General features: G+C 67.0%; 22 protein-coding genes. 16 read left to right on the top strand and 6 right to left on the bottom strand.

Annotated elements, in window-relative coordinates:
* Window positions 1-6: 6 nt before the first annotated feature.
* The 12 genes from FFS35_RS10675 to FFS35_RS10620 all read left to right on the top strand — a co-directional run bounded on the left by FFS35_RS10675 (window position 7) and on the right by FFS35_RS10620 (window position 9,215).
* A complete protein-coding gene (locus FFS35_RS10675; protein WP_137787069.1) occupies window positions 7-1,296 on the top strand; it encodes a flagellar hook-length control protein FliK in 1,290 nt (429 codons plus the stop codon).
* 17 nt (window positions 1,297-1,313) lie between these two features.
* Window positions 1,314-1,949 carry a flagellar basal body-associated FliL family protein gene (locus FFS35_RS10670; protein ID WP_137787068.1) on the top strand — a complete coding sequence of 212 codons (636 nt, stop codon included), beginning with the start codon at window positions 1,314-1,316 and terminating at the stop codon, window positions 1,947-1,949.
* A gap of 6 nt (window positions 1,950-1,955) precedes the next feature.
* Window positions 1,956-2,894 (top strand): flagellar motor switch protein FliM, encoded by a 939-nt coding sequence (locus FFS35_RS10665; protein WP_137787067.1) that lies wholly within the window; start codon window positions 1,956-1,958, stop codon window positions 2,892-2,894.
* A complete protein-coding gene (gene fliN / locus FFS35_RS10660) occupies window positions 2,891-3,193 on the top strand; it encodes a flagellar motor switch protein FliN (RefSeq protein WP_137787066.1) in 303 nt (100 codons plus the stop codon). The genes FFS35_RS10665 and fliN overlap by 4 nt, the downstream gene beginning before the upstream one ends.
* 7 nt (window positions 3,194-3,200) lie before the next feature.
* Complete coding sequence (locus FFS35_RS10655; RefSeq protein ID WP_137787065.1) at window positions 3,201-3,470, top strand: flagellar biosynthetic protein FliO; 270 nt, start codon at window positions 3,201-3,203, stop codon at window positions 3,468-3,470.
* On the top strand, window positions 3,467-4,348 hold the full coding sequence (gene fliP / locus FFS35_RS10650) for a flagellar type III secretion system pore protein FliP (RefSeq protein WP_137787064.1): 882 nt from the start codon (window positions 3,467-3,469) through the stop codon (window positions 4,346-4,348). The genes FFS35_RS10655 and fliP overlap by 4 nt, the downstream gene beginning before the upstream one ends.
* Before the next feature lie 7 nt (window positions 4,349-4,355).
* Window positions 4,356-4,628, top strand: a complete 273-nt coding sequence (gene fliQ / locus FFS35_RS10645) for a flagellar biosynthesis protein FliQ (protein ID WP_137787063.1) — start codon at window positions 4,356-4,358, stop codon at window positions 4,626-4,628.
* Between the two features lie 3 nt (window positions 4,629-4,631).
* Window positions 4,632-5,405, top strand: coding sequence for a flagellar biosynthetic protein FliR (fliR, locus tag FFS35_RS10640; protein WP_137787062.1), 774 nt, complete (start codon window positions 4,632-4,634; stop codon window positions 5,403-5,405).
* Complete coding sequence (locus FFS35_RS10635) at window positions 5,405-6,535, top strand: flagellar type III secretion system protein FlhB (protein WP_137787061.1); 1,131 nt, start codon at window positions 5,405-5,407, stop codon at window positions 6,533-6,535. Before fliR ends, FFS35_RS10635 begins: the two co-directional genes overlap by 1 nt.
* 34 nt (window positions 6,536-6,569) lie before the next feature.
* A complete protein-coding gene (gene fliD, locus FFS35_RS10630; RefSeq protein WP_137787060.1) occupies window positions 6,570-8,093 on the top strand; it encodes a flagellar filament capping protein FliD in 1,524 nt (507 codons plus the stop codon).
* Between the two features lie 2 nt (window positions 8,094-8,095).
* The gene (locus tag FFS35_RS10625; protein WP_137787059.1) at window positions 8,096-8,494 is read left to right on the top strand and encodes a flagellar protein FliS; all 399 of its coding nucleotides are present in this window, start codon (window positions 8,096-8,098) and stop codon (window positions 8,492-8,494) included.
* Between the two features lie 151 nt (window positions 8,495-8,645).
* Window positions 8,646-9,215, top strand: coding sequence for an HNH endonuclease (locus FFS35_RS10620; protein ID WP_137787058.1), 570 nt, complete (start codon window positions 8,646-8,648; stop codon window positions 9,213-9,215).
* 37 nt (window positions 9,216-9,252) lie between these two features.
* On the opposite strand, the gene FFS35_RS10615 is transcribed toward FFS35_RS10620, so the two are convergent.
* A complete protein-coding gene (locus FFS35_RS10615; RefSeq protein ID WP_137787057.1) occupies window positions 9,253-10,521 on the bottom strand; it encodes a D-amino acid dehydrogenase in 1,269 nt (422 codons plus the stop codon).
* Complete coding sequence (gene alr, locus FFS35_RS10610) at window positions 10,518-11,630, bottom strand: alanine racemase (RefSeq protein WP_249341564.1); 1,113 nt, start codon at window positions 11,628-11,630, stop codon at window positions 10,518-10,520. The genes FFS35_RS10615 and alr overlap by 4 nt, the downstream gene beginning before the upstream one ends.
* A gap of 123 nt (window positions 11,631-11,753) precedes the next feature.
* On the opposite strand from alr, the gene FFS35_RS10605 reads away from it, so the two are divergent.
* Window positions 11,754-12,200: an Lrp/AsnC family transcriptional regulator gene (locus tag FFS35_RS10605; protein ID WP_137787055.1), complete on the top strand. Its 447-nt coding sequence runs from the start codon at window positions 11,754-11,756 to the stop codon at window positions 12,198-12,200.
* Window positions 12,201-12,256: 56 nt separating this feature from the next.
* Here FFS35_RS10605 and FFS35_RS10600 read toward each other — a convergent pair whose 3' ends face one another.
* Both FFS35_RS10600 and bamE read right to left on the bottom strand, forming a co-directional pair.
* Entirely contained in the window at window positions 12,257-12,754 is a 498-nt protein-coding gene (locus FFS35_RS10600) for an RcnB family protein (RefSeq protein ID WP_137787054.1), read from the bottom strand.
* A 125-nt stretch (window positions 12,755-12,879) separates the two neighbouring features.
* On the bottom strand, window positions 12,880-13,350 hold the full coding sequence (bamE, locus tag FFS35_RS10595) for an outer membrane protein assembly factor BamE (protein WP_137787053.1): 471 nt from the start codon (window positions 13,348-13,350) through the stop codon (window positions 12,880-12,882).
* A 100-nt stretch (window positions 13,351-13,450) separates the two neighbouring features.
* On the opposite strand from bamE, the gene FFS35_RS10590 reads away from it, so the two are divergent.
* Window positions 13,451-13,960, top strand: coding sequence for a ubiquinol-cytochrome C chaperone family protein (locus FFS35_RS10590; RefSeq protein WP_249341563.1), 510 nt, complete (start codon window positions 13,451-13,453; stop codon window positions 13,958-13,960).
* Window positions 13,957-14,475, top strand: a complete 519-nt coding sequence (locus FFS35_RS10585) for a DUF177 domain-containing protein (RefSeq protein WP_137787051.1) — start codon at window positions 13,957-13,959, stop codon at window positions 14,473-14,475. Before FFS35_RS10590 ends, FFS35_RS10585 begins: the two co-directional genes overlap by 4 nt.
* 3 nt (window positions 14,476-14,478) lie before the next feature.
* Here FFS35_RS10585 and FFS35_RS10580 read toward each other — a convergent pair whose 3' ends face one another.
* Complete coding sequence (locus tag FFS35_RS10580; RefSeq protein ID WP_137787050.1) at window positions 14,479-15,018, bottom strand: histidine phosphatase family protein; 540 nt, start codon at window positions 15,016-15,018, stop codon at window positions 14,479-14,481.
* The gene (locus FFS35_RS10575) at window positions 15,015-17,747 is read right to left on the bottom strand and encodes an ATP-dependent DNA helicase (protein WP_249341562.1); all 2,733 of its coding nucleotides are present in this window, start codon (window positions 17,745-17,747) and stop codon (window positions 15,015-15,017) included. Before FFS35_RS10575 ends, FFS35_RS10580 begins: the two co-directional genes overlap by 4 nt.
* Window positions 17,748-17,900: 153 nt before the next feature.
* On the opposite strand from FFS35_RS10575, the gene sucC reads away from it, so the two are divergent.
* Window positions 17,901-19,100 (top strand): ADP-forming succinate--CoA ligase subunit beta, encoded by a 1,200-nt coding sequence (sucC, locus tag FFS35_RS10570; protein WP_137787048.1) that lies wholly within the window; start codon window positions 17,901-17,903, stop codon window positions 19,098-19,100.
* Window positions 19,101-19,233: the final 133 nt, after the last annotated feature.

Genomic DNA, 19,233 nt, shown 5'->3' with positions numbered 1-19,233 from the left:
GGACTCATGAACGCAGTTTCGAACCTCGCGCCATCCTCGCCTAAAACCGCAAATCCCGCCTTAGCGGCAGGCGGGGCGCCCGCGCGTGCGGCATTCTCCTCGCTGCTCGATCCGGCTGTCAGCACAGGCGACGATGCGGTTGCCGCGCGGCAGGACGATGCCGCAACCGGCAAGGATTTGCCGGACACGGGCGACAGCGCGAACCCGATTGCGTGGCTCGCGCCAGATCTCGTGACGCTTCCACCAAGCATGCCGACGCCCGCGCCGGTCAGCGCGCCAACTTCGGACAGCCGGCCCGCGTCGAGCGCGGCGAATACGCCCGCAGATGCGATCACGCCCGCTGCGATGTCGGTGCTGGCGTCGGATCGCGGGAACAGGATGATGGCGCTCCCTTCAGTCGCCGACCGCGCGCCGATCATCTCGGCCCCGGCCGCAACGACCACTCCACCCGGGCCGCCGCCGCCCGCGGCCGGCGCGGCGCATGTTCCCCTTGAACCGGTCATTATCACGCCGCCCGCCACTGCGCCGGATCAGGCGCCAGCACAGCCCGAAGCCTCCCCGCCCCGGTTGATCGTGCTGCCACCCGTCGGCCCGGCGGAGCCGGAGCCGGCGATCGGCAAGACGCCCGCCGCCGCGGCGCCATCGCCGCCGTCAGCCGGTTCGGTGGCATCGCCAGCGGTCGTGCTGACGCCCGCACCCGCGCAAGCCGAGCCTGAGGTTGCACGGATCGCCCCCGCCGCCCAGGTTTTCGCAGCAGCGATCCAGCGTGCAGCTAGCGAGGATCGTCCCGCCACCGACCAGGCGCAAGCCTCGCTAGCCGTCTTCCCGGCAGGCACCGACAATTCCCTGCATGCAGTGACCGCGTCGGCCGACCCGCGACAGACAGCGCTCGATATGAGGCAGGACAACTGGCCCCACCAGATGATCCAGCGAATCGACGCGCTGCGCGACGCCGCCAATGCCAACGACGCCAGCATCCGCCTGATCCCGGACGCGCTCGGCAAGATCGACGTGTCGCTAAAGCGCGAGGGAGACGGTGTTTCGGTCCACCTGGACGCGCATCAGCCCGAAACGCGACAGATCCTTGCGGAAGCCCAGCCGCGTCTGACGGAACTCGCCGAAGCGCGCGGGCTGAAGCTTTCCGCCACCACCGGCGGCACGAGCGATGCCGGCGGCCAGCCGCTGGCGCAGCAACAGCAGCAGCGCGCCAGCCAGAACGCCGCGAAGAACTCAGCGCCTCCGGGCGCCGCAACCGAGGCGGATCACGCCGCCGACACCGATGAACGCATCGCCTGATGCCCAAGGAAAGAGACATGAGCGACACCGACGCCCAGGCCGCAGCGCCCGCCAGGAAGAAGAAAAAACTGCCCAAGATCATCCTGCTGGTGGTCGGCGCCTTGGTGCTGATCGGCGGCGGGGTGGGCGCCGGTCTGTACGCGGCCGGATCCGGGATCATCGGCGGCAAGAGCACCGCTCATGAGAAGCCCGGCCCGAAGCTCGTACCGAAAAGCGAGCAGAAGCACGCTGGCGAAGGCAAGGAAGAGGGCGGCCACGGCGGCGGCGAAAGCGCCGAGGCCAAGCCGGCGGAGAACCACGGCATGCCCACGCCCGCCGGCGAGGGCGGCGATCGCTACGCCTCCAACTACTACGCGATGGAGAAGGATTTCACCGCGAACCTTCAGGATTCGGTGCATTTCCTGCAGGTCGGTATCGCGATCTCGACGCCTTATGACGATACGGTCATCCGCAACATCAAGACGAATGACATCGCCGTACGCTCCGCCATCCTGATGGCGCTGGGCGATACCGGCGAGGATCAGGTGTTCACCTCCGACGGCAAACAGGCGCTGGCGAAGCGGCTGGCGGTGGCGATCAACAAGGTTCTTAAGGAAAAGGAAGGTTTCGGCGGCGTTGGTAACGTCTACTTTACCAATTTCGTTGTTCAGTGAGCAGGCATGGTTAACGCCGCTTCACCTTCTGACGCCGATCGGCGCGAGCGCACCCGGAGCGAGACCGTCCAGCCGGGCGGGCTCGGCCAGACGAAGCTCAATCCGTTCGGCGATCTGCACACGTTGCAGCATCTTTCCGCGCGGCTCGCACGGAGCCTGCGCGGCGTGTTCGAGCCGGTGCTGCGGCAGGAGGCGAGGACATGGGCGGAGCCGCTGATGGTGCAGCGCTTCGCCGATTATCGGGCCGAGCGCCCGGACCAGCTGACCGCGTGGCTGCCGCTCGGCATGGACGATCGCACCGCGTTGTGCGTGTTCGACGGGCGGTTCGTGCTCGAACTGCTCGATCTGTTCTTCGGCGGCACCGGCCATGTGCCGGCCGAGCTGCCCACCGAATTCTCTCCCGCCGCCGACGCGATGGTGTCGCGCCTTGGCGAGATGATCGCCACGCCGCTGGCCGCCGCATGGGAGCCGCTCACCCACGTCAACTTCACCGTCGGTCGCTGCGAGGCTAATCCGGCGATGCTCAACAACATCGAGGCGGACGATGCGATGATCGTCACGCGGTTTGGCATCGCCGCCGGCCAGGCGCGCCCGGTCTTCGTCGATCTCGTCTATCCGGTCACGGCGCTGAAGCCGCATGGCACCGCGCTGACCGGCAAGGTCGTCGCCAAGCCCGCCGAGCAGGATGCGCAATGGACTGCCGCGCTCACCCGCGCCGCGATGCAGGTGCGTTTCCCCGTCCGCTCGGTGCTGGCCGAGCCGGTCATCAGCCTCGCCCGGCTCATGGAATTGCAGCCCGGGGACGTGATCCCGATCCATTTCACCAACGACGTGCCGGTGATGGTTGGCAACGACCGCCTCGGCACCGGCACTGTCGGCACCGCCAACGGCCATGCCGCCATCCGCCTCACCAAACTCAAGAGCCTTGAAGGACAGTTCGCATGAACGACATGACCGGCACATTCGCGGTGGACCCGGACGCCTCGGGCGCGGTGGCGGCCAACTTCCGGCTGTTGCAGGATGTCGACGTCAAGCTGACGGTCGAGATCGGCTCGACCCAGCTCACGCTGCGCGAACTGCTGGCGCTGGGCGAATCGAGCGTTATCGAGCTGGACCGGCAGGCCAACGAGCTGCTCGAGGTATTCGTCAACGGGACGCTGATCGGGCGCGGCGAAGTCGTGACGGTCGGCGAGCGTTTCGGCGTTCGGATGACCGAGCTGGTCAATCCTGACAAGCGCGGCTGACCCCGCGATGATGTGGACCTATGTTCTGAAGCTGGTCGTCCTGCTGCCGCTCGTCTGCGGGCTGATGATCGGCTCGCTTTATCTGTGGCGGCGGCTGGAAAGCCGGATGCCGGGCAAATCGGCGACGCGGATGATCGCGGTGCGCGAAACGATGATGATCTCCACCGGTGTGAAGCTGGCGGTGGTCGATTTTGAAGGATCGCGGCTGCTCGTCTCGGTCGGGCGGGGCGGCGTAACCCTGGTCGACAAGACGGTGGCGCGGGGCGAGATCGCATGAGCCTGACGCGTATCGGCGAAGGCCCCGCGCTGTTCCGCCAGCGCACCGCCCGACGGACGGATGGCGTTGCATGGGGCAAGGTCGCGCTCGCGCTGATCGCGATCGTACTGGCGCTGGCGATCGCCCTCCCCGCCTTCGCCCAGGTGGCACCACCGGCAGCACCGGCTGCACCGGGCGTGGGCGATGCCGTCGACCGTGCGCTCGGCCAGCTTTCCAGCGGCGCGGCATCGGGGCAGACCGGCAACGGATCGCTCTCGCTGTCGTTGCAGGTCCTCATCATCATGGGGCTGCTGACGATCCTGCCGGGCATCATCCTGATGATGACCAGCTTCACGCGGATCATCATCGTGCTGTCGATCCTGCGCCAGGCGATGGGCCTGCAACAGACCCCGCCCAATCAGGTGCTCATCGGGCTGTCGCTGTTCCTGTCTTTCTTCGTGATGGCGCCCGCGATCAACCAGATCAACACGCAGGCGATCCAGCCATATGCCGCCGGGAAACTTGCCGGCACCGACATGATAAGGACGGCCGGGGAGCCGCTCCACGCCTTCATGGCGAAACAGACGCGGGTGAAGGATCTGACGATGTTCGCCGAAATGGCGAAATCGGGCCCCTATGCCAATCCGAAGGACGTGCCGTTCTCGGTGTTGCTGCCCGCGTTCGTGACGAGCGAGCTGAAGACCGCCTTTCAGATCGGCTTCCTGATCTTCCTGCCGTTTATCGTGATCGATCTCGTGGTCGCGACCGTCCTGATGTCGCTCGGCATGATGATGCTGTCGCCATCGATCATCTCGCTGCCGTTCAAGCTGCTGTTGTTCGTCCTGGTGGACGGCTGGGCGCTGACGATGGGCAGCCTCGCCAACTCCTTCGCGACGTGAGCTCATCATGGCTGATGCTGATTATTTCCTGACCGTTGCGAACCAGACGATGTGGGTGCTGGCGCTCGCCGCCGCGCCGATTCTGATCCCGGCGCTCGTATCCGGCCTGATCTTCGGCATGATCCAGGCGGCGACCTCGATCAACGAACAGACGCTGACGTTCGTGCCGAAGCTGATCATCGTTGCGATCTCGATCATGGTGTTCGGCGGGCTGATCCTCGGCCTGCTGAGCGATTTCACGGTCAGCATCTTCGATCGGATCCCGGATCTGGTGCGTTAGACGATGCTGGGCTTCGGCCTTTCGATCGAGCCGCAGCTCTGGGCGCTCATCTTCGTGATGGTGCGCGTCGGCTCGGCGTTCATCGCCGCGCCGGTGTTCGGTAACGTATCGGTGCCGCTGCAGGTGCGCGTGGCGCTGTCCGGCGCGATCGGCGTGCTGGTGCTGGGCAGCCATCCGATTCAGCCGCCCGCGCAGATATTCGCGGTGACGACCTTCCTCGCGGTCGCCGCCGAGGCGCTCGTCGGCCTCGCGCTCGGCTTCATCCTGCAGATCGCCTTCGCCGCGCCGCTGGTGGCGGGTGAGATCATCGGCGGCTCGATGGGCATCGGCTTCGCCAACATGATCGATCCGGGCTCGGGGCGCTCGTCTCCGGCGATCGGCCTGTTTCTTTCGGTGATGTTGACGCTGCTGTTCCTGTCGCTCGACGGGCATCTGATCCTCGTCGACATGATCCTCAAAAGCTATACCGCGCTGCCGCCCGGCGCCGCGTGGCTGGCGACCGGGCAGATGCGCGATATCGCGATGTTCGGTGGCTACGCGTTTCTTGCGGGGCTGTTGCTGGCGCTGCCTGTCGGCTTCCTGCTTTTGTGCCTCAATCTTGTCGTCGGAATGCTGTCGCGCTCCGCCCCGGCGCTGAACCTGTTCGCGATCGGCCTGCCAGCCAGCCTCGGCGTCGGTGTGGTGAGCCTCGCCATCGCCTTCCCCGCGATGGGCGATTACATGCAGGTGATCGTACGCGAGGCGCTGGCCGCCACCTCATCGCTGGTGCTCGGCTGATGGCGGAGCAGTTCGGCGAACGGACGGAAGCACCAACCCAGAAGCGGCGGAAGGATGCCCGCGAACGCGGCGAACTGCTCAAGAGCCGCGACCTTGCCACCGCGCTGGTGATGCTGGCGGGGGTCGCGTGGATCGCCTTCTTCGGTTCGTCGCTGCTCAACGCGTGCAAGGCGGTGATGGCAGCCGCGTTCCGCTTCGATCGCGGCGATGTGGAGGATTTTCAGCCGTGGCGGCCGCTGGTGGAGGCGGGGTGGAAGCTCGCCCCCGCGATCGGAGCGTTGTTCGCGATCATGATCGCGGCGGCGATCCTGAGCCAGGCGACGCTTGGCTCGCTCGGCTTCAACGCGACGTTGCTCGCACCCAAGGCGTCGCGGGTCAATCCGGCGTCCGGACTGAAGCGCATCTTCGGCCCGACCGGCTGGATCGAGCTGGGCAAATCGCTGCTCAAGGTGGTGCTGCTCGGATCTATCGGCGCGTGGCTGCTCATTTCCTCATCGCGGATGATGTTCGGCCTCGCCTCGTCGGATATCGAGACGGCGGTCAGCGCGCTCGGCGGCACGCTGACGCATATTCTGATCGTGATGGCGCTGGGGCTGGTGGCGATCGCGCTGGTCGATGTGCCGGTGCAGATCATGCAATTGCTCGGCAAGCTGCGCATGACCAAGCAGGAAGTGAAGGACGAGCACAAGGAAAGCGACGGCAATCCCGAACTGAAGGGCCAGATCCGTGCCCGGCAGCGCGCGATCCTGTCGCGTTCTACCAAGAAGGCGCTTGCCTCCGCGCATGTCGTGCTCACCAACCCGACGCATTTCGCGGTCGCGCTGCGTTATGATCGCGGGCAGGATCAGGTGCCGGTAGTGGTCGCCAAGGGCCGCGGCGCGACCGCGCTCGCGATCCGCGAGATGGCGGGCGAGATGGCAGTGCCGGTGCTCGAATATCCGCAGCTCGCCCGCGCCGTCTATTACACCAGCCGCGAGGGGCAGGAGGTGCGCGACGACCTCTATCTCGCGATCGCGACGGTGCTGGCGTTCGTGTTCAACCTCAACCTTGCGATGGGCGGCAAGGCGCCCCCGGCGATCGAGGTGCCGCCGACCGCGCGGTTCGACGAAAATGGCGTGAATCAGGGGTAAAGATCGGCCGCATCCGGTCGTTTGGAGAGTCGTTATGACCACCACGAGCAGCACCAGCGGATCGACCTCAACGACGACCGCTACGTCGACGACGGCGGCGGCCTCCACCGCAAGCGTCAACGCATCCGCCGCCCAGCAGCTTCTGAGCTCGCTGAACAGCGGCTCTGGCGTCGATACGAGTTCGCTCGTCACCTCGCTGGTCAACGCGCAGTTCGCCACCAAGGTCGCGGCGCTACAGGCAAAGTCGGACGCGCTGACCACCAAGATTTCCGACGTCGCGACGCTCAAGGGGCAGATTTCCGATTTCGCCAGCGCGCTCGAAGGGCTGGTGAAAGGTGGAACGCTGGTTGCGCAACCGGCAAGCTCGAACACCGCGGTTCTTGGCGTTACGCCGCTGGTCGGCGCGCAACTCGACGGGTTGAGCGGCAGCATCACGGTGAGTCAGCTTGCCAGCGCGCAGACGGCGGTTTCAACGACCCCCGTGGCGAGCCGCAGCGCCGCGATCGGCACCGGCCAGTTCACGCTGACGCTCGGCACCGCGGGTTACAATCCCGATGGCTCGATGGCCTCGTTCGTGGCTGGTGGCGGTACGCCGGCGACGATCACGATCGACAGCAGCAACAATTCGCTCGCGGGGCTTGCCGACGCGATCAACAAGGCGGGGGCCGGCGTCAGCGCCTCGATCGTAACCGATGCCGATGGAAGCGCGTATCTGTCGCTCAAGGGCGCGAGCGGCGCGGCACAGGCGTTCACGCTGACCGCGACGACCGATGACAATGGCACGCTATCGGCGTTCAACGTCGGCCCCGGCGCCGGAATGAAGATTTCGAGCCCCGCTCAGAACGCCAGGCTGACGCTGGACGGCGTGCAGGTGGAGCGCACCAGCAATACGATCAGCGATCTCGTGCAGGGGCTGCAGATCAATCTGACCAGTACCTCGGCCACGCCGGTGACACTCTCCTCGACGACGCCGACGACCGCGCTGACCAATGCGGTCAATGATCTGGTGGACACCTATAATCAGGTCTTCGCCGCACTTAAGGCGCAGATCGACCCGATCAACGGCGATCTGCGCGCGGACAGCGCCGCGCAGAGCCTCTATCGCTCGATGCGCGGGCTGACGACGAAGACGCTGCTCAGCAACGCGGCGCCCGGAGCGCCCGCCACGCTTGCCGACCTCGGCGTCACCACCAACCGCGACGGCTCGCTCTCGGTCGATGCGACCAAATTGACGAACGCGATCAGCGCAAATCCCGCCGCGGTGGAGGCGATGTTCTCCTATGCGACGATCGGCACCGACGGCATCAACGCCGCGATGCAATCGATCAAGCTCAACGCGACGAGCACGCTATACGGTCTGGGCGCGTCGACCACGACCTACACCAAGGCGCAGAGCGATCTGACGACGCAGCAGCAGGATCTCACCACCAAGCAGCAGCAGATGACGGACCGGCTGACGCAGCAATTCGCCGCGATGAACGCAAAGGTGGCGGCATATAAGTCCACCCAGGCCTATATGACGCAGCAGATCGCCATGTGGTCCAAATCGGGCAATTGACGGTGGCTTATGCAAGCGCGCTGCTGCGCAATCCGGCACAAACCTATCGCGACATCGATCTGGCCGGACGCACCACCAATGCGGACGGCCCGGCGCTGGTGTCGCTGCTCTACGAGGAGCTGATCCAGGCGCTGCGTGTCGCTGCCTGGGCCGCCGAGCGGCGCGAGCAGGCGACCAAGAGCGAGCGCGTGATGCGCGCCACCGCGATCCTCTTCGCCCTGGAAGCGAACCTCGATTTCGACAAGGGCGGCGACGTTTCGGCCACGCTGGCGCGGCTGTATGCCGGCGCGCGCGCGCAGGTCGTTCGTGCGAGTATCGGGCATGACGGCGCGCCATTCCGCGCCGTGGCGGACAATCTTGCCGAAATCGCCGCCGCCTGGTCGCAGGCGCGCGCGGCCTGACCGCGGACTCACGGAGATTTCGCGCCGCCCGTCGCGCAAGATGTGAAAGCGGACGGGATCGACACTTGACCGCGCGATTCCGCCTCTGTCATCATGCCGTCACAGCAATCGCCGAAAGGCGATCGCGACACGGTATCGAAGGGGCAGAGGCTTGTTCCATCCCGATCTGATCCGCCATCCGGACAGCTGCCCGACGCTCGTCCTGAATGCCGATTACACGCCGCTTTCCTATTATCCGCTGTCGATCTGGCCCTGGCAAACGGCAGTGAAAGCAGTGTTTCTCGATCGCGTCGATATCGTCGCGCATTACGAGCGGGAGGTGCACAGCCCGAATTTCGCGATGAAGCTGCCGTCGGTGATCGCGCTGAAGCAATATGTGAAGCCATCGCAATTCCCGGCGTTCACCCGCTTCAATCTGTTTCTGCGCGACAGGTTCGCGTGCCAATATTGCGGCACCACGCATCGCGATCTGACCTTCGATCATGTCGTGCCACGCGCCTACGGCGGGCGCACGACGTGGGAAAATGTCGTCACCGCCTGCGCCCCGTGCAACCTGCGCAAGGGTGGGCGCACGCCGAACGAGGCGAAGATGCCACTGCATATCGAGCCGATCCGCCCGACGAGCTGGCATCTGCAGGAGCATGGCCGCGCGTTTCCGCCCCATTACCTGCACGACACCTGGCACGACTGGCTTTACTGGGACATCGAACTGGAGGCGTGAAGCGCCGATCCGATCCGGCCTGCTCGACGCTGCGCGACTAGCGTTCGCCGCGCCGGTAACGATCGATCCCGAGGCCGGCGGGATCGATCGCAGGTGGCGTGCCCCCGATCAGGCTGGCGATCAGGTGGCCCGATCCGCACGCCATCGTCCAGCCGAGCGTGCCGTGGCCGGTGTTGAGGAACAGTCCGTCCACCGGTGTGCGCCCGATCACCGGCGGGCCATCCGGCGTCATGGGGCGCAGCCCGCTCCAGAAATTCGTCTCGCCGTCGATCCTCGCGCCGCCGGGGAACAGATCGGTCAGCGAATGGAGCAGCGTCGCCCGCCGCCGGTCGGAAAGGCTCCGATCGAACCCCGATATCTCCGCCATGCCGCCGACACGGACGCGATCGCCAAGCCGGGTGATCGCGATCTTGTACGTCTCGTCAAGCAGCGTAGAGACCGGGGCGCGGGCCGGATCGGCGACCGGCACGGTGATCGAATAGCCCTTTACCGGATAGACCGGCAGCGTCATCCCGAGCGGCTTGAGCAAGGCTGGCGAATAGCTCGCCATCGCGACGAGACAGGCATCCCCGCGCACCACGCCCGCGTTGGTCCGCACGCCAGTCACGCGACCGCCCTGCTGCTCCAGCGCCTCGACCGTGGTGGCATAGCGGAAATCGACGCCATTCGCGGCCAGCCACTCGGCCAGCGCGCGGGTGAACATCTGGCAATCGCCCGTCTCGTCGCCGGGCAGGCGAAGGCCCCCGACGAACTTGTCGCTGGTCGCCGCGAGGCCCGGCTCGGCCGCGACGCAACCCGCGCGGTCGAGCAACTCATAGCCTACCCCGAAATCATCGAGCACCGCCATGTCCTTCGCGGCGCCAGCGAGCTGCTTTTCCGTACGGAACAGCTGAAGCGTGCCCTGCGCACGCTCGTCATAAGCGATGCCGAGCGTCTCGCGCAGGCGCTTGAGTTCATCGCGGCTGAATTCGGCCAGCCCGACCATCCGGCTCTTGTTGAGCGCGTAGCGCGCCTCGGTGCAGTTGCGCAGCATCATCGCCAGCCAGCGCAGCATCGCCGCATCCGGCTTCGGCCGCAGGATCAGGGGGGCGTGGCGCATCAACAGCCAGCGTACCGCTTTCTGCGGAATGCCGGGCGCGGCCCAGGGGGAGGCATAGCCGGGCGAAACCTCCCCGGCGTTGGCTAAACTGGTTTCGAGCGCCGGGCCGGACTGGCGGTCGATCACCGTCACCTCATGGCCGGCCTGTGCCAGATAATAAGCCGATGTAACACCGATCACGCCAGCGCCAAGGACGATCACTCTCATTGCTGCGCTCCATCGACGTAACGGCGGCTATGCCGCCGCCCGAGCTGTGTGAGGATTTCATACGATATCGTGCCGGCGTCGGCCGCGACGTCGTCGAGCGATTGCGAGGGGCCGAGCAGTTCGACGAAATCGCCTTCCGCCAGCGCATGATCGGGGAGCGACGAGATATCGATCGTCATGCTGTCCATGGATACGCGGCCGACGATCGGCAGCCGCCGCCGCTGATGCCACGCAGCGCCGTGGCCGCTCAAATGGCGCGGCCAGCCATCCGCATAACCGATGCCGATCGTGGCGATCCGGCGCCGCTCCTCCGCAATATAGTCCAGCCCGTAGCCGACGCCCGTGCCGGTGGCGATGTCACGGATCTGGATGATGCGCGCCGACAGCGTCGCAACCATGCGCAGCCCGATGGCCAGGGCGCTCGGCGGCGCCCCGTAGAGCGCGATACCGGGGCGCGCCACATCGCCATGAAACGTCGCCGGCAGAAACGCCCCGCCGCTGTTGGCGATCGACGCCGGGACGCCGGGAAACAGCGCGCGTGCCTGCTCGAACCGGGCACGCTGCGCGTCGTTGGCGGGGTTGCCCGGCTCGTCGGCGCAAGCGAGGTGCGTCATGACGAGGCGCAGTGACACCTCGCGCGCGAAAGTCGCATCGCCGGAAAGCGCGGTCGCCGCATCCATGTCCAGCCCGAGCCGCGACATGCCGCTGTCCACCTGCAGCGCCGCCGGCAGCGCCACGCCGCGCTCGCGCGCATGACGACGCCATCGTTCGACTTGGCTCGCCGAATTGAGCACTGGAACGAAGCCGAGCTCGGCACACGGCGTTTCGCACCCCGGGTCCAGGCCGTTGAGGATCAGAATGTCGCTGTCCAGGCCAAGCGCCTCGCGCAGCGTGATCGCCTCGACCAGCTGCGCGACGAAAAAGATGCGGCAACCGGCCTCGCGCAGCGCCGGGGCGACCTGCGCCGCGCCCAGCCCATAAGCGTCCGCCTTGACGACCGCCGCGCAGGCCGCTGGCGCCACTCGTGCCGCTATCAGCCGGTAATTGGCGCGTATCGCGTCAAGATCGATCGTAAGCCGGCTCGAACCGGGCTGGCAGACCTCACTCACCATCGGCATCCTCCACGACAAAATCATACCGGCGATCTGTTCAAATCTTTGGCCGAATCGCGATGCATTGCTGCTCGAACTATGCGAATGACGCAGAATATTCGACTAAATGGCAGATATAGCATGTCGGGGCTTGACGAGTTCGATCGCCGTATCCTGACGCAGCTTCGCCTCGATGCGCGCATTACGAACAGCGCGCTTGCCGCGTCGGTGGGGCTTTCCGCGTCCGCCTGCCTGCGCCGGGTGAAGCTGCTGGAGCAATCGGGGGTGATCCGGGGATATACGGCAATTGTCGCCGGGACGGGACCGGACGAGGGAACGGTGGCGATCGTCCAGGTCGAACTTGAGCGCCAGACCGAGGAATATCTCCTCCGCTTCGAACACGCGCTGCGCCGGTATCCAGAGGTCCGCGAATGGTATCTGATGACCGGCGCGGGCGATTATCTGCTGCGCGTGCAGATCGCCGGCATGGAGGAATATGCAGCCTTTCACCGCGACGTCCTGACGCGGCTTCCCGGCGTCAACCGAATCACCTCCAGCTTCGCGATGCGCAGTAACCGGCGCGGCTGAACTCCGGCAGCACGTCTCCGGCCGCTGACGCTTGCGCCAGCGGCCGGATGACCCGCTTACCAGTAGAAGTTACGGATCACGTCGAGCACGATGCCGCGCCGGTAATCGATCAGCAGCACGTCGTTATAGTGCCGTACCCAGCGCGTGTTCGGGCGAGCGGGCGGCAGGTGATAGCGCCAGGGATCCGCGATCCAGTAGCGCTGGCCGTAGAAAGCCGGGGCGATGCGGACGCCGGCCCGGAAATTCTGGTAGCGGAACGGGGCATTCCAGTTGCCGCGCGCATAGAGATTGCGGTTGTTGTCCCGCCAGCCGCGCCAGTCGTCACGCGCCCACGTCCGGTTGCGATCTTCAGCTAGATTCTGGCGGGCATCACGCAGATCGCGGCGCTCGCGACGAACGTCGCGATTGTCGCCGTAGCGGCGGGCCTGATCCAGCTCATACTGCTGCTGGCGGACATCCTGACGATCGCGGCGCAGATCGTCATTGGACTGGGCCGTCGCAACCGCCGGAAAGGCGGTGGCCGCCATGAGCGCCCCAATGATAAGCTTACGCATCTGTTTCTCCTTTTCCCGCAGTGACGGGGCGATAATGCCGCGCCACCAACGATCGACATATCGATCGGTGCCGCTGAACCGATCGCGAACGCGCCGGTAAGGAACGAGAAAGGTTGAAGCCGGCGTTACGGGGTATCGCGGCCGCCGCCGGTTCCGCCGCCGCCCATGCCCGCGGTGCCCACTGCGCCGATGTTGCCGAACAGATCGGAGAAGAAGCTGCGCTTGCGACCCAGGGTCGGCGTCGACTTCTTCATCGGCGTGATCGACGCGACCTGATCCGCGCCCGAGCGGCGAATCGCCGTCACCGTGCCCTTGGCGTCGAAGCTGATCTGCATCGTGAGCTGATCCTTCACCTTCGGCAGGTTGAAGGAGAGATTGCGGCTGTCGCGCGACAAATAATACCAGTCGCCCTGGTTGAACTGCGCCGCGAAAGTGGGGTGCCCCAGCGTTGCGAGCACCGATTCGCGGTTGTCGATGCCAGGCTGGATCGCGTTCACCAGATCGGCATCGACGATATAGCCCTGATGCGACCGGAGCGGGGTGCAGCCCGCAAGGACGATCCCGGCGAGCGCGGCGATCAGGATGGGTTGGCGCATGGATACTCCGCGAACAGGGGCTTGCTTGCGCGGTACATTGCGTCCGCGGCCGAACGCCTCAATATGCCGGGCGACACAACGATACAAGGTAAGGACGAGCGTGGGTTTTCTGGACAGGTTCCGCAAGGCGCCGGACGCCGAGGCGGCGCTGCCGCTGTACCAGGCGGTGGTGGCGCGCGCGCGGCAGCCGCATTGGTATCTCGCCGGCGCGGTGCCCGATACGCTCGACGGGCGGTTCGACATGGTCGCGGCGATCACCGCGTTCGTGCTGATGCGGCTGGAGGACGATCCGGCGGCGGCGGCGCTCGTGGCGCATCTCACCGAGCGCTTCATCGACGATATGGACGCGCAGGTGCGCCAGATCGGCTTTGGCGACATGGTGGTGGGAAAGCATGTCGGCCGGATGATGGGGATGCTCGGTGGCCGGCTCGGCGCCTATCGCGAGGGCGTGGCGGAAGGCTCGCTGGACGCGGCGCTGGCGCGCAACCTGTATCGCGGCGATCCGCCCGCGCCGGAAGCCGTGGCGCATGTGCGCGAAGGGCTGCTCGCCTTTCACGCCGCGCTGAAAACGGCGCCGCTCGAGGCGCTGGAGCGGGGGGAATTGCCTTGACGCCGGAATTCTCCCGCCCCGAACGGCTCGACACGATCGGCGGCGAGGCGCGCACCGTCTCGATCACCGCCGACGCGGAGGAGCGGCGTCGTCTCGCCGGCCGCTTCGGCCTGCTCTCGATCGAGCGGCTGGATGCGACCTTCGCCGTTCGCCGCGATGCGGCCGCGATCCATGCCGAGGGGCGGGTCACCGCCGATGTCACCCAGGCCTGTTCGGTCACCGGCGATCCCCTGCCCGCCAGCGTCGACGAGGCAGTCGCGCTGCGTTTCGTCCAGCCGAGCGAATCGGGCGAGGAGGTGGAACTCGGCGAGGACGCGCTCGACACGATCGAGATAGAAGGCGGGGCGATCGATCTGGGCGAGGCGGCGGCGGAAACGCTGGTGCTGGCGCTCGATCCCTTCCCGCGCGGCCCGCGCGCGGCAGAATTTCTCCGCGAGGCGGGTGTGGTGAGCGAGGATCAGGCCGGGCCGTTCAGTGCGCTCGCGGCGCTCAAGGGCAAGCTCGGCAAGCGATGAGGCTCAGTCGCGCTCCGGCCCGAGCGCGGCATCCACATCGCGCGGTCGCACGAATCGGGTGAGGGTCGCGCCCGCCGGCGCGGCGTCGGCCCAATCGTCGATATCGAACGTCAGCTCGGCGAGAGTGGCGGTGGGATATTTCTCCTCCACTTCGTCGCGCAGCGCACCGCCATCGTCGGGCACCAGCAGCAGGACGAGATCCTCCAGCCCCGGATTATGCCCCACCAGCAGCAGCAGCCCCGCATCGGCGGGCGTTTCGCGCACCACATCGAGCAGCATCCCCGCGGAGGCGAGATAGACGCGCCGGTCCCACGCCGGCGCGATCGTCTCGCCATAGCCACCAGAGAGTTCGTCCAGCGTCTCGACGACTCGAGTCGCCGGCGACGCGACGACATGATCGAAGGCAAGGCCGAGCGTCCGCATATGCCGCCCCATCGCCTTTGCGGCGCGGCGGCCCTTGGCGTTGAGCGGACGATCGAAATCGCGCGCGACCGGATCGTCCCACCCGGATTTGGCGTGGCGCAACAGCGTCAGCGTCTTCACGAGCGGGCATTCTCCGTAAGGCCGTTCGGGCGGGGAGCCGCCTCATGCCCCAGACGCGCGTCGGAGGAAAGACGTTGCCGCACCCGCGCGATGGCCGTGTCGAGCGGAACGCGCGCGATTTCCACCCCCGGGGGGAAAGCGGTGAGCAGCCGCGAGGGCATCGCCGACGACAGGAGCACAAACGCCCCCCGGTCGCTCGCGGATCGGATAAGCCTCCCGAAGGCCTGCGCCAGCCGCGCACGGACGATACGATCGTCATAGGCACTGCCCCCGCCCGCCAGCCGCCGCGCGGCATGAAGCACGCTTGGCTTGGGCCAGGGCACGCCCTCCATCACGACCAACCGCAGTGATTCGCCCGGCACGTCGACGCCGTCCCGCAGCGCATCGGTGCCGAGCAGCGAGGCGTGCGGATCGTCGCGAAAGATATCCACCAGCGTGCCGGTGTCGATCGGATCGACGTGTTGCGCATGGAGCGGCAACCCGGCGCGCGCCAGTCGGTCGGCAATCGCGGCATGAACGCCGCGCAGCCGGCGGATCGCGGTGAACAGGCCAAGCGTTCCGCCGCCCGCCGCCTCGATCAGCCGCGCATAGGCGTTGGCGAGCGCGGCCTGATCGCCGCGCTTCACGTCGGTGACGATCAGCACCTCGGCCTGGGCGGCGTAATCGAACGGGCTGGCCGCCTCGAACCTTTCGGGCGGCATCGCGAGATGCGGCGCGCCCACCCGCGCCTCCGCGGTATTCCAGTCGCCCCCGGCGGTGAGCGTCGCCGAGGTGACGAGCGCGCCATGCGCCGGTTTGAGCACCACCTCCGCGAACGGGCGCGTCGGATCGAGCCAGTGGCGGTGGAGGCCGATATCGAATTCGCGCCCCTCGATCCGGTCCACCGCCAGCCAATCGACAAAATCCGCGTCCGCCGGCCCCCCTACGCGCGCCAGCAGCGATAGCCACGCCGCCACCGTCTCGGCACGCCAGCCCAGCGAGGCGATCGCCCCTTCGATCCGCGCGCGCGCCTGCCCGTCCATCCAGTCGGGCGCCCCCGCCAGCACGGCCTCCAGCCGCTTGCCGAGCGTGACAAGCGGGCGGAGCAGCGCATCCAGCGCCTGCGCGGCGGGGCCGGCGGCCTCGATCAGTGCCGGGGGCGGCTCCGCGATCTCGGTTTCCAGGCCATAACCCGCGTCACCCGCCTGCTCGGCGCGCGCATAGACCACGCCCCGCACCGCCCCCAGCAGCGCCTCGAGCGGCCCGAAGGGCGAACTCTCTGCCAGGCGGGAAAGCCAGCCATCGCTCACCAGCGCCTGCGCCGCCGCCACCGCATCGCCGATCGCGCGACCGCCAGCCTCGTCATAGCTCGCGACATCGGAAAGCCGCGCCGCCAGCCCGCGCCGTCGCCCGCGTCCGCCGCTTTCCGGCCCGACGATCCAGCGTCGCAGCTCGATCGCCTCCTGTCCGGTAAGCGCGGTGGCGAACATCCCGTCTGCCGCGTCGAACAGGTGATGGCCCTCGTCGAACACGTAGCGCGTCGGGCGGGTCGCCGTTTCGCGCCCGCGCGCGGCGTTGACCATCACCAGCGCGTGATTCGCGATGACGATGTCGGCTTCGACCGAATTGCGCGCGGCGCGCTCGATGAAGCATTTCCGGTAGTGCGGGCAGCCTGCATAGACGCATTCGCCGCGCCGGTCGGTCAGCGCCGCCGGTCCGTTGCGACGGAACAGCGTGACAAGCCAGCCCGGCAAGTCGCCGCCCACCATGTCGCCATCCGCCGTATAGGCAGCCCAGCGCGCGACCAGTTGCGCCAGGATCGCCGCACGGCCGGCGAAGCCGCCCTGGAGCGCATCCTCGAGATTGAGCAGGCACAGGTAATTCTCGCGCCCCTTGCGGGTAACGACACGCGCCTTGCGCACCGCCGGATCGGGGTGCAGCCGCATGGTTTCATAGGTGAGCTGGCGTTGCAGCGCCTTGGTGTAGGTGCTGATCCACACCGCGCCCTGCGCCTGTTCCGCCCATAACGAGGCCGGGGCGAGATAGCCCAGGGTCTTGCCGATCCCCGTCCCCGCCTCGGCCAGCACGAGATTGGGCGATTCGCGTGCGACGCGCGGCGCGAATGCATCCGCCGCCGCTCCGGCATAGGCGCGCTGCCCGGGTCGCGACTCGCGCCCATCGCCGGTAAGCCGCGCCAGTCGCTCCTGCACGTCGTTCCCGGCGAGCGCTATCGTGCGCGGCATCGGGCGTGGGGCGATCTCCTCCCATTCCGGCAGGCGCGAGAACAGCCAGCGCTCGGCCGCCAGCGGGCGCGTGACGCGATCGGCGAGCAGCGGCGCCCACGGCCAGCGCAGCCGGAACAGCGTCTGCGCGGCGGTCCATGCGCCCTCCCGCTCGGGCCAGTCGCCATCGGGAATCGCCAGCAGCCGCTTCGCCGCCGCGAGCAGGAAAGGTGCCACTGCACTTTCGTCAGCCGGCATCTTCAGCCCGGTGACGGCGGCGAGGCCTTTAGGCGTTGGCACCATGAACTGCGCCGGTTTCAGGAATGCGAACAGCTCGAGCAGATCCAGCCCCGACAGCTCGGCATAGCCCAGCCGCTGCCCGATCAGCGGCGCGTTGAGCAGCACGACCGGCGTGTCGGCGGCGATGCGGATCGCCTCGCCGCGCCCGATCGCGCGGGTTTCGCCGTCATGGGCGATCCACGTGCCCGAATGGCTCGCATGAAGGGCGGGATAAGGGAACGCCGTCACGCCCATCGCCATGCGCCGGGCAGAACAGATTGGCAACCGATCGCAACCGGCGGAGCCCTTCTTCTTGCCCCTGGGGCAATCGCGGGGTGGATTCCCCTGCCCCCCTGTGCTTTAGGCGCGCGTGATTTCCCTTATGGTGAGGCCGCGCATCCCATGAACATCCACGAATATCAGGCCAAGGAACTGCTCGCGAAGTTCGGCGTACCCGTCCCCGCCGGCCATGCGGCGATGACCGTCGAAGAAGCGGTGGAAGCGTCGAAGAAGCTGCCTGGGCCGCTTTACGTCGTGAAGGCGCAGATTCACGCGGGTGGGCGCGGCAAGGGCAAGTTCAAGGAATTGCCGCCGGAAGCCAAGGGCGGCGTTCGCCTCGCCAGGACGGCAGAGGAAGTGCGCGCGGCGGCAACCGACATGCTCGGCAACACGCTGGTGACGATTCAGACCGGCGAGCACGGCAAGCAGGTGAATCGCCTGTACGTGACCGACGGCGTGGACATCGCGAAGGAATTCTACCTCGCGCTGCTGGTCGACCGCGCCACCGGCCGCGTCGCCTTCGTCGTCTCCACCGAGGGCGGCATGGATATCGAAACGGTCGCGCATGACACGCCCGAGAAGATCCACACGTTCGATGTCGATCCCGCGACCGGCTTCATGCCGCATCACGGCCGCGCCGTCGCCAACGCGCTGGGGCTGACCGGCGATCTCGCCAAGCAGGCGCAGAGCCTCGCCGGCAAGGTCTATGACGCCTTCCTCGGCACCGATGCCTCGCAGATCGAGATCAACCCGCTCGCCGTCACCGACGACGGCAAGCTGATGGTGCTCGACGCCAAGGTCGGCTTCGACGGCAATGCGATGTTCCGCCACAAGGATCTCGCCGAGCTGCGCGACGAGACCGAGGAGGATCCGGCCGAGCTCGAGGCATCGAAGTACGACCTGGCCTATATCAAGCTGGATGGCGATATCGGCTGCATGGTCAACGGCGCCGGGCTCGCCATGGCGACGATGGACATCATCAAGCTGAACGGCATGTTCCCGGCCAATTTCCTCGACGTCGGCGGCGGCGCCACGAAGGAGAAGGTGACGGCGGCCTTCAAGATCATCCTTTCCGATCCGGCGGTGAAGGGCATCCTCGTCAACATCTTCGGCGGGATCATGCGCTGCGACATCATCGCGGAGGGCATTGTGGCCGCGGCGAAGGAAGTGAACCTGTCGGTGCCGCTCGTCGTGCGCCTCGAAGGGACGAACGTGGAGCAGGGCAAGGCGATCCTCGCCAATTCCGGCCTCGCGATCGTGCCGGCGAACGATCTGGGCGATGCCGCAAAGAAGATCGTCGCCGAGGTCAAGCAGGTAGCCTGACCGGCGACATCGCGCCGCCCCGAATCCCGCGGCGCGGGGCTCGAGGCAGCGTACCGGAAGAAGGATTCGGCGGCGGATGCGCTTTCCGCCGCCGTTTTTGTGCCCGCCCGTATCGCGACGCGCCGCCAGCAAT

The sequence above is a fragment of the Sphingomonas sp. 3P27F8 genome, from assembly GCF_005502745.1.
In the GTDB taxonomy this organism is placed as follows: domain Bacteria; phylum Pseudomonadota; class Alphaproteobacteria; order Sphingomonadales; family Sphingomonadaceae; genus Sphingomonas.
This window is presented reverse-complemented; position numbering and strand designations above follow the sequence as displayed.

Excerpts from the sequence above, each read along its gene's own strand:
- FFS35_RS10605 (WP_137787055.1), top strand. The coding sequence starts at position 11,754 with ATGTCGGGGCTTGACGAGTTCGATCGCCGTATCCTGACGCAGCTTCGC.
- FFS35_RS10675 (WP_137787069.1), top strand. The coding sequence starts at position 7 with ATGAACGCAGTTTCGAACCTCGCGCCATCCTCGCCTAAAACCGCAAAT.
- FFS35_RS10665 (WP_137787067.1), top strand. The coding sequence starts at position 1,956 with ATGGTTAACGCCGCTTCACCTTCTGACGCCGATCGGCGCGAGCGCACC.
- FFS35_RS10600 (WP_137787054.1), bottom strand. The coding sequence starts at position 12,754 with ATGCGTAAGCTTATCATTGGGGCGCTCATGGCGGCCACCGCCTTTCCG.
- fliQ (WP_137787063.1), top strand. The coding sequence starts at position 4,356 with ATGGCTGATGCTGATTATTTCCTGACCGTTGCGAACCAGACGATGTGG.
- FFS35_RS10635 (WP_137787061.1), top strand. The coding sequence starts at position 5,405 with ATGGCGGAGCAGTTCGGCGAACGGACGGAAGCACCAACCCAGAAGCGG.
- fliN (WP_137787066.1), top strand. The coding sequence starts at position 2,891 with ATGAACGACATGACCGGCACATTCGCGGTGGACCCGGACGCCTCGGGC.
- fliR (WP_137787062.1), top strand. The coding sequence starts at position 4,632 with ATGCTGGGCTTCGGCCTTTCGATCGAGCCGCAGCTCTGGGCGCTCATC.
- FFS35_RS10615 (WP_137787057.1), bottom strand. The coding sequence starts at position 10,521 with ATGAGAGTGATCGTCCTTGGCGCTGGCGTGATCGGTGTTACATCGGCT.
- FFS35_RS10655 (WP_137787065.1), top strand. The coding sequence starts at position 3,201 with ATGATGTGGACCTATGTTCTGAAGCTGGTCGTCCTGCTGCCGCTCGTC.
- fliP (WP_137787064.1), top strand. The coding sequence starts at position 3,467 with ATGAGCCTGACGCGTATCGGCGAAGGCCCCGCGCTGTTCCGCCAGCGC.
- FFS35_RS10670 (WP_137787068.1), top strand. The coding sequence starts at position 1,314 with ATGAGCGACACCGACGCCCAGGCCGCAGCGCCCGCCAGGAAGAAGAAA.
- bamE (WP_137787053.1), bottom strand. The coding sequence starts at position 13,350 with ATGCGCCAACCCATCCTGATCGCCGCGCTCGCCGGGATCGTCCTTGCG.
- sucC (WP_137787048.1), top strand. The coding sequence starts at position 17,901 with ATGAACATCCACGAATATCAGGCCAAGGAACTGCTCGCGAAGTTCGGC.
- fliD (WP_137787060.1), top strand. The coding sequence starts at position 6,570 with ATGACCACCACGAGCAGCACCAGCGGATCGACCTCAACGACGACCGCT.